Origin of the sequence: Luedemannella helvata, from assembly GCF_039528415.1 — a bacterium.
Taxonomy (GTDB): domain Bacteria; phylum Actinomycetota; class Actinomycetes; order Mycobacteriales; family Micromonosporaceae; genus Luedemannella; species Luedemannella helvata.
On record NZ_BAAALS010000003.1, the window covers coordinates 119,587 to 132,269 of the forward strand.

General features: G+C 73.7%; 9 protein-coding genes. 4 read left to right on the top strand and 5 right to left on the bottom strand.

The window, feature by feature from the left end; translation table 11 throughout:
- Nucleotides 1–12 precede the first annotated feature (12 nt).
- Nucleotides 13–2,334 carry a non-ribosomal peptide synthetase gene (locus ABD191_RS04190; RefSeq protein WP_344076991.1) on the top strand — a complete coding sequence of 774 codons (2,322 nt, stop codon included), beginning with the start codon at nucleotides 13–15 and terminating at the stop codon, nucleotides 2,332–2,334.
- Between the two features lie 57 nt (nucleotides 2,335–2,391).
- Here ABD191_RS04190 and ABD191_RS04195 read toward each other — a convergent pair whose 3' ends face one another.
- The 5 genes from ABD191_RS04195 to ABD191_RS04215 are packed head-to-tail and all read right to left on the bottom strand — an operon-like array spanning nucleotide 2,392 to nucleotide 8,967.
- On the bottom strand, nucleotides 2,392–3,756 hold the full coding sequence (locus ABD191_RS04195; protein WP_344076993.1) for a nitrosuccinate lyase: 1,365 nt from the start codon (nucleotides 3,754–3,756) through the stop codon (nucleotides 2,392–2,394).
- Entirely contained in the window at nucleotides 3,753–5,654 is a 1,902-nt protein-coding gene (locus tag ABD191_RS04200) for an FAD/NAD(P)-binding protein (RefSeq protein ID WP_344076995.1), read from the bottom strand. The genes ABD191_RS04195 and ABD191_RS04200 overlap by 4 nt, the downstream gene beginning before the upstream one ends.
- The gene (locus ABD191_RS04205; RefSeq protein ID WP_344076997.1) at nucleotides 5,651–6,859 is read right to left on the bottom strand and encodes an FAD-dependent monooxygenase; all 1,209 of its coding nucleotides are present in this window, start codon (nucleotides 6,857–6,859) and stop codon (nucleotides 5,651–5,653) included. Before ABD191_RS04205 ends, ABD191_RS04200 begins: the two co-directional genes overlap by 4 nt.
- A complete protein-coding gene (locus ABD191_RS04210; RefSeq protein ID WP_344076998.1) occupies nucleotides 6,859–8,427 on the bottom strand; it encodes a class I adenylate-forming enzyme family protein in 1,569 nt (522 codons plus the stop codon). Before ABD191_RS04210 ends, ABD191_RS04205 begins: the two co-directional genes overlap by 1 nt.
- Before the next feature lie 3 nt (nucleotides 8,428–8,430).
- Nucleotides 8,431–8,967: an SRPBCC family protein gene (locus ABD191_RS04215; RefSeq protein WP_344076999.1), complete on the bottom strand. Its 537-nt coding sequence runs from the start codon at nucleotides 8,965–8,967 to the stop codon at nucleotides 8,431–8,433.
- 141 nt (nucleotides 8,968–9,108) lie between these two features.
- Between ABD191_RS04215 and ABD191_RS04220 the strand changes: the two genes are divergently transcribed.
- From ABD191_RS04220 to ABD191_RS04230, 3 genes are all read left to right on the top strand, one after another.
- Nucleotides 9,109–10,077 (top strand): NADPH:quinone reductase, encoded by a 969-nt coding sequence (locus ABD191_RS04220; RefSeq protein ID WP_344077001.1) that lies wholly within the window; start codon nucleotides 9,109–9,111, stop codon nucleotides 10,075–10,077.
- Nucleotides 10,078–10,136: 59 nt separating this feature from the next.
- Nucleotides 10,137–10,973, top strand: a complete 837-nt coding sequence (locus ABD191_RS04225) for an SDR family oxidoreductase (RefSeq protein ID WP_344077003.1) — start codon at nucleotides 10,137–10,139, stop codon at nucleotides 10,971–10,973.
- Nucleotides 10,974–11,125: 152 nt separating this feature from the next.
- Nucleotides 11,126–12,649: an MFS transporter gene (locus tag ABD191_RS04230; protein ID WP_344077006.1), complete on the top strand. Its 1,524-nt coding sequence runs from the start codon at nucleotides 11,126–11,128 to the stop codon at nucleotides 12,647–12,649.
- The last annotated feature ends 34 nt before the right edge of the window (nucleotides 12,650–12,683 follow it).

The following is a 12,683-nucleotide window of genomic DNA, read 5'->3' on the forward strand; positions in this document are numbered from 1 at the left end:
AGGAAGGTTCCCATGTCCACGACATCCACCCCGTCGCTGCCGCTGGCCCGACCGGGCACGGGAGCGGCCGGCGCGCCGCCGCACCGGGTACCGATCGCCGGCGTGGCCGACCCGGCCGCCGCCGTCACCGCGCTCGCGGCCTTGCTCCAGCGGTACACCGGGGAGACCGAGATCCGCATCGGGCGACGCGCCCCGGGGGTCTCCACGACGCTCGCCCTGTCGGTCGCCGACAACGCCCCGCTCGGCGGTCTGGCCGGCACGGCGGTCGAGACCCCGGCCGGGGACGAGCCGCCGCACGCCATCGTGATCAGCGACGGCGCGCCCGCCCGCGCGGCTGCCGCCGCGCTGACCCTGGTGGTCGGGGAGACCGGTCTTGAGCTGCTCATGCCGGCCGAGAGCTTCGACGGGGAGGCGGTGGCCCAGTACGCGCGGCACCTGGAGCGCGTCCTGGCCGCCGGGCCGGACACGACCGTGGCCGACGTGGCGCTGCTGACCGGCGAGGAGACCCACCGGGCGCTGGTCGAGTGGAACGACACCGACGCGCCGATTCCCGCGCCGTTCATCCACGAGCTCGTCGCCGGGTACGCCCGGAGCACCCCGGACGCGGTGGCCGTGGCCTTGCCGGGGGAGCAGGTCACGTACCGGGAGCTGGACCGCAGGGCCAACCAGTTCGCGCACCGGCTGCGCGCGGCCGGGGTGCGGCGCGGCGACCGGATCGGCGTCTGCTTCCCGCGCGGCGCCGACGCCCTGATCGCCCAGCTGGCCTGCTTCAAGCTGACCGCCGCCGCGATCCTGATGGATCCCGGCTTCCCGGCCGACCGGCTGCGGTTCATGCTCGAGGACTCCGCGGCCGCGGCGGTGCTGACCCTGACCGAGCACACCGCGCTCGTCGAGGGCGGCGGCTGCCCGGTAATCACCCTGGACACGACCGACTGGGCCACCGCGCCGACGACCGAGGTGCACGAACAGGTCGGTCCGGACGACTTCATCCACATCGGATACACCTCCGGGTCGACCGGGGCGCCGAAGGCCGTACAGGCCCGGTTCGGTCCGGCCCGCAACCTGATCCACGGCATGCGCAGCCTGTGCGGGATGACCGCCCGGTCGCGCGGCACCTGGCTCGCCGCCCCGGGGTACGGGATGATCCAGGTCGAGTGCTTCCCGGTGCTCGCCGCCGGTGCCACCGTGCACATCCCGGAGGCGGGCGTCGTGGCCTCGCCGGAGCGGCTGCAGGAGTGGATCCTGGCGCACGGCATCACCACCACCCTGCTGATGAAGCCGATGGCCGAGCGGCTGTGGCTGCTGGACTGGCCGGCCGACGCGGCGCTGCGCGACATCCGGGTGTGCGGCGAGCGCATCCAGGCGTGGCCGCCCGCCGGCCTGCCGTTCCGGCTGATCAACCTGTACGGGTCGTCCGAAGCCACGACGGTCTCCTCCTGCGACATCACGGCGCTGGGGGAGGCCCTCGGCGAGGCCGGCCGGGCGCGGACCCTGCCGCCGATCGGCCGCCCGATCGAGAACGTGCGGACCTACGTGGTGGACGGCCGGTTCCGTCCGGTGCCGCCGGGCGTGGTCGGGGAGCTGTGCGTCACCGGCGACAGCCTGTCCGCGGGCTACGTCAACCGGCCGGAGATGACCGCGGACAAGTGGATCCCCAACCCGATCGACCCGCAGCGTTCCCCGATCCTGTACCGCACGGGCGACATGGCGCGCTACTGGGCGGACGGCAGCATCGAGATCGTGGGGCGCCGCGACAACCAGATCAAGGTGCGCGGCAACACCGTGCACCTGGCCGAGATCGAGATCGTGCTGGGCGCCCAGCCCGGGGTGCGGCGGGCCGCGGTGCTCGCCCGTACGGACGGGCAGGGCGACACGCAGCTCACCGCGTACATTGAGCCCGACCGGGGCACCACGCCGGCGGTGCGCGACATCCGGAGGGCGCTGCGGCTGCGGCTGCCGGCGTTCATGGTGCCGTCCTCGTTCGTGGTCGGCGACATCCCGCTCAACACCAACGGCAAGATCGACCGCAACGCGCTGCCGGAGCCGCCGCGCTCGCGGCCCGATGTGGACAGCGCGTACCGGGCACCGGCCACCGACCTGGAGCGCGAGCTGCACGGGCTGTGGACCGCCGCCCTGGAGATCGAGGGGATCGGGGTGCTGGACAACTTCTTCGACCTGGGCGGGGACTCGCTGCGGGCGGCCCGGGTGGCCGGTCAGGTGTCCGAGCGGTACGACCTCGACGTGGAGGTCGACGACCTGTTCCACGAGCCGACCATCGAGCGGATGGCCGCCTACCTGGTGCCGAACGTGCGGCCGGTCCTGGCCAACGCCTGAGACATAAGGAAAGGAGGGCCGCCCACCCGGGCGGCCCTCCTTCGGCGTATGTGGCCGTCAGTCCCGCAGGTCACGGTCGACGAGGTCACCGGCCGCGCCGAGGTACGCCACCGGGTCCAGCAGGCGCGCCAGCTCGGCCTCGGTCAGGTGCGGCGCGACCTGCGGGTGCGAGCCGAGTACGGTCGCCAGCGGGTGACCGGTCAGCTCGGCGGTCTGACCGGCCTCGGTGAGCAGCGCCTTGGCCCGGGCCTTGCCGACGTGCGGGGCCAGTACCGCGGCCACCCGCTCGGTGGCCACCCGGTTGCCGGTCAGGCCCAGGTTCTCCAGCATCCGCTCCGGTCGCACCGTCAGCCCTCCGGCCAGTTCCACGGCCGTGTGGGCGGCGCCGCCGACCAGCCGCAGCAGCTCGCGCAGTGGCAGCCACTCGGCGTGCCACACCCCGGCGGACCGCTCGTCCTCCGCGACCAGGCACTGGGTCAGGGCCGCCGCGTAGCTCGGCGCCTGCAGGGCGGCGCTGCGGATGAGGGTGGACAGCACCGGGTTGGCCTTGTGCGGCATCGCCGAGGAGCTGCCGCGGCCGGCGACGGCCGGCTCGGCCACCTCGCCGATCTCGGTGCGCACGAGCACCAGGACGTCGGCCGCGAACTTGCCGAGCGCCCCGGCCGTCAGCGCGAGGGCCGCCGCGAGGTCCGCCATCGGGGTACGCAGGGCGTGCCACGGCAGGACGGTCGCCGCCAGGCCGGTCTCCGCGGCGTACGCGGCGGTCAGCCGCTCGGCGTACCCGTCGCCGGCGTATCCGTCCACATCGGCGTACTGCAGGTAGCCGGCCAGGGTGCCGGCCGCGCCACCCAGGGCGACCGGCAGCACGAGCGCGTCGAGGCGGTCTCGGGCGTCGAGCACCAGCCGGCGCCAGCCGGCCGCCTTGAGTCCGAAGCTCGTCGGCACGGCGTGCAGGGCCAGCGTCCGCCCGGCCATCGGGGTGTCCCGGTGCCCGCCGGCCAGCTCGCCCAGCGACCGCGCGATCGCGGTCAGGTCGGCGCGGATCAGCCCGACCGCGCGCCGGGCCACCAGCATCGCGCCCGTGTCGAACACATCCTGGCTGGTGGAGCCGCGGTGGACGTACTCGGCCGCGGCCGGGTCCTTGCCCGCCACCTCGGCTGTCAGCGCCTGCACGAGGGCGACGACCGGGTTGGCGGTCTCGCGGGAGGCCAACGCGATGGCGCGCACGTCGAAGGCCTCCACCCGGGCACACCGGGTGATCACCTCCGCGGCCTCCGGCGGCAGGGTGCCCAGACGGGCCTGGGCCCGGGCCAGTCCCGACTCGGCGTCGAGCATGGCCTGGACCCAGGCTTCGTCACTGACGGCGGCCTCGACCGGTGTCCCGGCGCGGACCGGCGACAGCAGTCCGGTCGATTCGGTCATACGATCACTCCAATCAGGTCGTTGTCCGGCACCTGCGCGTAGGCCGGGCGCACCTCGGCGGGCACCCGGGCGACCTCGGGCAGGCCCAGCACCTCACGGGCGATGGCGTCCGAGTCGGCGAGGGTCACCGAGTCGACCCCGGGCCGGATGCCGGCCGCGGTCACCCAGTGCACCGACTCGGTCGGCACGCCGTACGCGAACCGGCGGGGGTGCGGCCGGCCGCGCCCGTCGAGCACCCGGTACGGGCGCTGCGTGACGGCCAGCCCACCGGTCTCGTAACCGCCGATCCGGTACGGCGCGGCCTGATCGGTGTCCAGCAGGTGGCGCAGCAGCGGGTCCTCGGTGCGGCGCAGGTCGGGCTCCGGCAGCCGGGCCTCGATGAGTACCCGGGACCGGATCGGCTCGCCGGGCACGACCGTGGACCCGGTGACGAAGGCCGGCTCGGTGACGTCCAGGCGGATCCACGTGCCCGGCCCGGTGAGGGTGAGCACGCCCGCCTCGATCAGGGCGATCATCTGCTCGATCCGTACGGCCGGCGGCCCGATGGAGAGGAACCCGTTGAGCGGCGTGTACCAGCCCTCCAGGTCGTCGCGGTGCGAGTCGCCGGTCAGGCCGCCGTGGTCGACCGCGAGCCGGATCTCGTTGCGCAGGTCCCGGAGCACGTCCAGGGCGGCCTTGAGCGGCCCGTCGACGTTGCCGGCGCGGGCGTGCCCGACATCGGTGCGCAGGTAGTCCAGCAGCCAGTCACGGAACTCGGCCCGGTCGGTGAAGGCGCGCTCCCCGTACGGGCGGGCCAGCCGTTCCCAGCTGAACCGCCGCTGCGGCGCGATGCCGAAGGCGTCCAGCACCGGCCCGGTGTCCTCGCCGAGCGGGACCTCCAGGAACCGCCGCTGGAACGCCTCCCGCGTCGGGCCGCGGCCGAGCAGCGTCGTGTAGTACACGGTCTCGACCTCGCGGGCGATCACCGGCCACAGGTCGCGGGTGAAGACGATCGGCCGGGTCAGGCCGGCGACGTACTCGGCCGTGAGCAGCAGCGGCAGGTGCCGGCCGTACGCGCCCTTCTGGTTCTCGCCGCGCGCGTGGTACGGGACCCCGCGCCGGGAGCTGGCGTACAGCCGGGGCTCGCGGCCCGACGGGTGATAGGCCAGCCGCCCGTCCGGTCCGGTCGCGAAGGAGCCGCCGCGGCCGGTGGTGAACAGCGCCATGTGGTCGAAGAAGTTGAGCCCCAGCCCGCGAAGCAGCACGGGCTCGCCCGGCTCGATGCCGTCCAGGTCCAGCTCGGCCGGGTTCGCCGGGGTCACGTACGTGAGGTTGTGGATGCGCGCCAGGCTCGCCGTGCGCGCCTCGCGGGCGGACAGCCGGACCGGCTGGTGGCCCAGGGCGAGCACGACCGCGTCCAGGTCGTGCAGCCGGGTGCCGTCGGCCAGCCGGACGCCCTGCGGCCCGCCGGGCACGCCGTGCGTGTCGGCCAGCGCGACCGCCCGCGACCGGTGGGTGCGGATGGTCACGTGGTCGGGCGCGTTGGCGATCACGTGCCGGAAGGCGGCCTCCAGGTAGCGACCGTAGAACGCGCGGGTCGGGTAGGAGTCCGGGCCGAGCGCACGGGCCTCCTCGTCGTCCTGGGTCCGCGCCCACTCATACAGGCTCGGTCCCGGCTCGATGGGGCCGTCGATGCGCGAGCGGGGGTCGGTCCAGACGGTGATCTGGGAGGCCACCGTGTTGGTCATCAGGTGCCGGGACTGGTCGCAGCGCCAGACCGCCCCGGCCCCCGGGCCGGCCGGGTCGACCACGTGCACGACGACGGTGTCGTGGGTACGCCGGGCGCGTTCGTTGGCGCAGAGCCGCTCCAGGACGGACAGCCCGCGCGGGCCGGCCCCGACGACGCAGATCTCGGTCATGTCGACACCCCTCCCACCGCCGGCACGGGCGCGGCCAGGGCGACCCGCATCCCGTGCATCCACGCCACGTGCCCGCGCAGGTCGTCCTGGGACAGCCCGCGCAGGGTCGCGTTGCGGGCCCCGGCCGCGGCACCGGCCGGGTGCCACAGGGCGACGCTGGCGCGGGCGGCCCGCTGCACAGCCGCTGTCCGGTCGCGGCGCCGCGCCGCGTACGCCTGAAGTTGATCTTCAATGTCCGGCCCGCCGACCAGGTGCCGGGCCAGGACCACCGCGTCCTCGACCGCCTGGCAGGCGCCCTGCGCGGCGTAGTGCAACATCGGATGGGCCGCGTCGCCGAGCAACGCCACCCGCCCGTCGGTCCACGTGTCCACCGGCTCCCGGTCCACCAGGGTCCAGGTCTTCCACTGGTCGCCGAGGGCCAGCAACGCCTGCGCGGTGCCGCCCAGGGCGGGGAACTCCGCGCGGGCGCGCTCCCGGCTCACCGGCCTGCCGGCGACCGCCTCGGTGCTGCCGTCGACGCTGCTGGCGGCCAGGTTGAGATACCGGCCCCCGGCGATCGGGTAGTGCACGAAGTGGCAGCCGGGCCCGGCCCACCACACGACCGACCGGTCGTAGCGCAGCTCCCTCGGCACCCGGTCCATCTCGATGACCGCCCGGTACACGGTGATGCCGGAGACGACCGGGTCACCGTCGCCGACCAGCTGCCGCCGGACGGCGGAGTGCAGGCCGTCGGCGCCGATCACCACCTCGCCGCGGACCCGTTCCCCGCCGGGCAGGTTCACCCAGGCCCCGGCGGCGTCCTGGCCGTACCCGGTGACCGGGGAGCTGCCGCGCAGCTCGATCGCGCCGTCGCCGACACACCGCTCCAGCAGGGCGGCGTGCAGTTCGGCGCGGTGCACCACGACGTACGGGCTGGCGAAGCGCCGCCGGTACGCCTCCGTGAGTTCGAGGCTGGTGACGTGCTCGCCGGTCACCCCGTCCATGAACCGCAGCTCGTCCATGTGCACCGCGCCGGCGCGCACGGTGGCGCCGACCCCGAGCTGGTCCAGGGCGTGCAGGCCGTTGGGGGCGATCTGGATGCCGGCCCCGATCTCGGCGAAGCGCTCCGCCTTCTCCAGCACGGTGACCCGGTGACCGGCACCCGCCAGGGCGAGGGCGGCGGCGAGGCCGCCGATGCCGCCGCCCGCGACAATCACGTGGGCCATCACGCGCCCCTGTCCGCGGCCAGCAACCGGGCCAGCTCCAGCCGCTTGATCTTCGTGGTCGCCGTGTGGGGCAGGTCCTCGATGAGCCACTGGACCGGCTCGGACATCGGGGGCAGCCCGGAGACCGCCCGGCGCCAGGTGTCCGGGTCGAGCGGGCTGCCGTCCCGGGTGCAGATCACCGGCACGGCGGAGCCGTCCGCGCCCGGCACGATGACCACCTCGGCCAGCTCCGGGATCTTGCCGAACAGGGTGTCCTCGGCGGCCAGGGTCGAACCGAAGCCCTCGATGAGGTCGACCTCGCGGTCGAGCAGGTGCACGCAGCCCCAGCGGGTGCGGTACCCGACGTCGCCCATCCGCCACCAGCCACCCTTGGACAGCTGGGCGTCGTAGCGCTTCTGCTCGCCCAGGTAGGTGACGATCCGGCCGTCGCTGCGCACCTCGATGAAGCCGGGGTTCTCGGGCGAGGGCGGCCGGCCGTTGCGGCTCACCACCCGCACCTCGGTCATGCCCGGGAACGGCATGCCCACGCACCGCCCGTCGGCGTCCTCCCGGCGGTGCCGGGTGTACGTGCGACCGATCACCGGGCCGACCTCGCTCTGCCCGTACAGCTGGCCGAACAGCGGGTTGCGCCGGCGCGAGGCGCTGAGCAGGCGGCGGATGGTACGCGGGTGGATGGCGTCGAACGTGGAGCTGAACAGCTTCACCCCGGCCAGCGGACCGCGCGGGTCGTCGGCCAGCTCCTCCCACTCCATCAACGAGTTGGGGTGCGCCTCCACCACGCCCGGCCGCAGCCGGCTGAACAGGTCCGCGACCCGGGCCGGATCGGAGTCGACGAGCACCGCGATCGGGCAACCGCGCAGCAGCGACATGGCCAGCGCGGTCATCAGCCGGGAGTGCACGAAGGACACGTGGATCGCCACGGTCTCCCGGCGCCGCAGCAGCGGGGTGACCACGGAGATCTGCGGACGGTACCGGGCCTGCAACGTCCGTCCGGTGTGGACGGCCAGCTTGGGGATGCCGGTGGTGCCGGAGGTGTGCGTGACCAGGGCCGGGTGATCGGCCGGCATGGCGACCGCCGGCACCCGCTCGACCCCGGCGAGGCCGCTCAGCTCGACCGCCCCCGGGTGGCTGCCGGCGCTGAGCAGCACCGCCTCGGCCCGGTCGAAGACCACCTCCGGCAGGTCGGCCAGCTTAGCCCCGTCGGTGATCAGATAGGGCCGGTCGGCGCGCCGCAGCAGCTCCGCCACGGTGTCGCCGTCCAGACTCGGGGACAACAGCACCGGTACGGCACCGATCCGGGAGACCGCGAAGGCGAGCAGGGTGATGTCGAACCCGTTGGTCTTGTGGATGACCACCCGGTCGGCCGGGCGCACCCGCGCGGCCCACAGCCGGGAGGCGTAGTCGTCGATCACGTCGGCGATCTCGCCGACCATGGCCCGCCGGCCCAGGTGCGGCGCGATCTCCAGGTCGTGGTCGAGGACGACCACGTTGGCGGGGTGCCGCTCGGCGGCCCGCTCGAACAGGGTACCCAGGCGGATGCCCTTGTTGTTGACGCGCTGAAGAAGCATGGATCAGTCCCCCTCTACGATCTGACGGATTCGGCCGAGGGTCACCCGCATGTCGCCGGCGACCTTGGCGCCCCACTCGGCGAAGAACCGCTCGCGCGCCGCCTCGTCCATCCCGGCGGTGATGCCGCGGATGCCCTCGGTGGCCTCGCCCATCCGGAACCGGTGCGTCAGCACCGATCCGCCGCCGGGCGCCGCGGCGATGTCGTACGCCCACACGCTGTCCTGCCTGACGCCCGCCCTGGTCCGCATTGACCACGCGAAGGTCCGGCCGGGCTCGGCCGCGACCACCTCGGACTCGGTGAACCAGGTGCCGCGCACCACCGGCGCCCAGGCGACGACCTCGACGGCCCGCCGGTTCTCGCCGCGGAACACGGCACCGACCGTTCCCGGCTCGCCGGTGGTCCACGACCCGCCCACGCACTCGGGGCTCCACTCGCCGCTGCGCCCGAGGTCGCTGATGACCGCGTAGACGCGATCGGGTGGCGCGGAAACCTCGGTCTGCACCGACACGTCGAACAAAGGCCGGGAGACGGTCTGCATCTCAATCCCCTCACGTCGTTGCCCATTCGCTTCTTTTCTCGAAGCTAGGGAATGCCGGGATGGGGATCGATGGCTTGGCGATAAGGCCTTCTAACCGCGATATTCCGGTGCGTGCATAACCGCCGTGCGACAGTGGCGACCATGCGAGCTGCGTACATTGAGCGATTCGGGCCGCCGGAGGAGATCCGGTGCGGCACGCTGCCCGACCCCGTCGCCGGCCCCACGGACGTGCTCGTCGAGGTGCGGGCGACCACGGTCAACCCGGTCGACACCTTCGTCCGCTCGGGACTGTTCCGCACCCCGGTGGCGTTCCCGTTCGTCGTCTCCCGTGACCTGGTCGGCCGGGTCGTCGCGGCCGGGCCGGGGGCGAGCGGGTTCGCGCCCGGCGACCCGGTGTGGTGCAACAGCCTCGGCCACGGCGGGCGGCAGGGCGCCGCCGCCGAACTCGCGGTCGTACCGGTCGACCGGCTGTACCGGCTGCCGGCCGGCGCCGACCCGCTCGCCGCGGTGGCCGTGCTGCACCCGGCGGCCACGGCGTACCTGGGCCTGTTCCGTCACGGCGGCCTGCGTACGGGCGACACCGTGCTGGTCGCGGGCGCGGCCGGCAACGTGGGCGGCGCGGCGCTCACCCTGGCCGCCGAGGCGGGCGCCCGGGTGATCGCCACGGCCCGGGCCGCCGACGCGGACCGCTGCCGGTCGCTCGGCGCGGCCGAGGTGATTCCCTACGACGAGCCCGACCTGGCCGCCCGGCTGCGCGCGGCCGCCCCCGACGGCGTCGACGTGCATGTGGACACCTCCGGCCACAACGACCTGCGGCTCGCGGTCGACCTGCTGGCCCACGGCGGGCGCATCGTGCTGCTGGCCGGGGCGCGCACGGAGCCGGTGCTGCCGGCGGGCCGGCTGTACATGAAGGACGGCTCGATCCGCGGCTTCGTCATCTCGCACGCCACCACGGCCGACCTGGCCGACGCGGCCCGGGCGATCAACCGGCTGCTGCCCTCCGGTGCGCTGCGGTCCCGGGAGGTGGAATTGCTGCCTCTCGACGCCGCGGCCGACGCGCACGCAGCCATCGAGAAAGGCGCCGATAAAAGAATCTTATTGGGGCTCTGAACCATTTCCGGGCTAACGTCCTGCGTTATTCGAGACGTCGGCGAGAGAAAGAGAAAATCATGGCCAAGGTATGGTTCGTGACCGGTTCCTCGCGCGGCTTCGGCCGCGAATTCGTCACCGCGGCGCTGTCCCGCGGTGACCGGGTGGCGGCCACCGCCCGTGACACGGGCGCGCTGGCCGATCTCGTGGCCGAGTTCGGCGACGCGATCCTGCCGCTGACCCTGGACGTGACCGACCGGGCCGCCGTGACCGACGCGGTCCAGCGGGCGCACGACCACTTCGGCCGCCTCGACGTGGTCGTCAACAACGCCGGGTACGGGCTGTTCGGCACGGTCGAGGAGCTGAGCGAGACCGACATCCGGGCGCAGCTCGAGACGAACGTGCTGGGCGCGCTGTGGGTGACCCAGGCGGTCGTGCCCCACCTGCGTGAGCAGGGCGGCGGCCACATCGTGCAGATCTCCAGCGCTGGCGGGGTCCTGGCCTTCCCGGGGATGGGCGGCTACCACGCCTCGAAGTGGGCCCTGGAGGGCCTCAGCGAGTCGCTCGCCCAGGAGGTGGCCGCCTTCGGCATCAAGGTGACCATTGTGGAGCCCGGGTCGTACGGCACGGACTGGGGCGGCCCGTCCGCGGTCTTCTCGGCTCCGCACCCCGCCTACGACGGCCTGCGTCAGGCGATGGCCGGCTTCCAGTTGCGCCAGGGCGACCCGGCCGCGGCGGCGCAGGCCCTGCTCGCCGTCGTGGACGCCGAGGCGCCGCCGCTGCGGGTCTTCTTCGGCACCCAGCCGTACGAGGCCGCGCAGGCGGTCTACGCGTCGCGGCTTCGGACCTGGTCGGACTGGGCGCACCTGTCGGCGCAGGCGGAGGGGCAGCACGCCCTGCAGAACGTCCGCGCCTGACCCGTACAGTCCCGCGATGCCCCACCCCGCTCGGCCGGGGTGGGGCATCGGCTTGCGGGGCCGGCGCCCCGATAAGCGCGGCTGATCGCACCGAAATGATCGGCTATCGCCGGACAGAGTAGCTAAAGGGCGTTTCCACCTAGCCTGGCACCATGACATCACGACACCAGGAACCAGTGGCAAACCAGACGGACAGAAGGCGCTGGATCGCGCTGGCCATCGTGATGGCCGCGGCCTTCATGGATCTGGTCGATGTGACGATCGTGAACATCGCCATCCCGTCGATCCGGGGCGACATCGGTGCCACCGTGAGCCAGATCCAGTGGATCGTCGCCGGGTACGCCCTCGCCTTCGCCGTCGGCCTGATCACCGGTGGCCGCCTCGGCGACATCTACGGCCGCAAGCGCCTCTTCCTCGTCGGCGTCGCCGGCTTCACCCTCGCGTCCGCCCTGTGCGGCGTCGCGCAGACGCCCGAGGTGCTGATCGGCGCCCGGATCCTGCAGGGTGCGGCGGCGGCCCTGATGGTCCCGCAGGTGCTGGCCATCATCCACGCCACCTTCCCGCCGCAGGAGAAGGGCAAGGTGTTCGGCCTCTGGGGCGCCATCGTCGGCCTCGGCGGCATCTCCGGCCCGCTGCTCGGCGCCCTACTGACCCAGTGGAACCTCTTCGGCCTCGAATGGCGACCGATCTTCCTCGTCAACCTGCCGGTCGGCGTCGTCGCGCTGGTCCTCGGCGCCAGGTTCATCGAGGAGTCCAGGTCCCCGTACGCCCTGCGCCTCGACGTCGTCGGCGTGCTCCTCGGCACGGTCGGCCTGCTGATGCTGCTCTACCCCCTGACCCGGGGCGAGGAGACCGGCTGGCCGGCGTGGGGCTTCGTCACCATGGGCGCCGCCGTCCCGGTCTTCGCCGTCCTGGTCGCGTACGAGAGGGCCAAGTCCCGCCGGGACGGATCGCCCCTGATCGAGCTGTCCCTGTTCAAGGTCAAGGGCTTCTCCGGCGGTGTCGCGGTCCAGCTCGCCTTCGGCGTCGTGACCGGCATCTTCTTCCTCGTCTGGACCCTGTACCTGCAGCTCGGCCTCGGCTGGAGCGTGCTGCGGGCCGGCCTGACCGGCATCCCGTTCTCGGTCGCCACGACCATCGCGGCCGGCATCTCCGTGCAGGTCCTGATCCCCAAGCTCGGCCGCAAGGTGCTCCAGCTCGGCGCGCTGCTCATGGGCGCCGGCCTGGCCCTGTACGGCTGGCTGGCCGCGTACCACGGGTTGGAGATCACGGTCTGGCACATGGTCGGGCCGCTGCTGGTCGTCGGCCTCGGCATGGGCCTGATCGTGTCGCCGCTGGCCAACGCGATCCTGGCCGAGGTGCCGTTCGCCCACGCCGGCTCGGCGTCCGGTCTGATCAACACCATGCTCCAGGTCGGGCAGGCGCTCGGCCTGGCGTTGACCTCGGTGTTCTTCTTCGGCGCGCTGTCCGAGGACGGCGCGGGCGGCGGAGCCGGGTTCGTCGGCGCCTTCGAGAACACGACGTACTGGCTGGCCGGCATCCTGGCCGCGACCGCGGTCCTGATGACCACGCTGCCCGCCGCGGCGGCCCCGCCCCGGTTCGACGGCCCGCCGCCGGCAGCCCCGGCCGACCCGGAGCCTGCCGCCGGGAAGCTCCCGGTCCCCGTCGGCCGCTGACCCGCCCCCACGCCGGGCGGCCCGCTCATCCTTC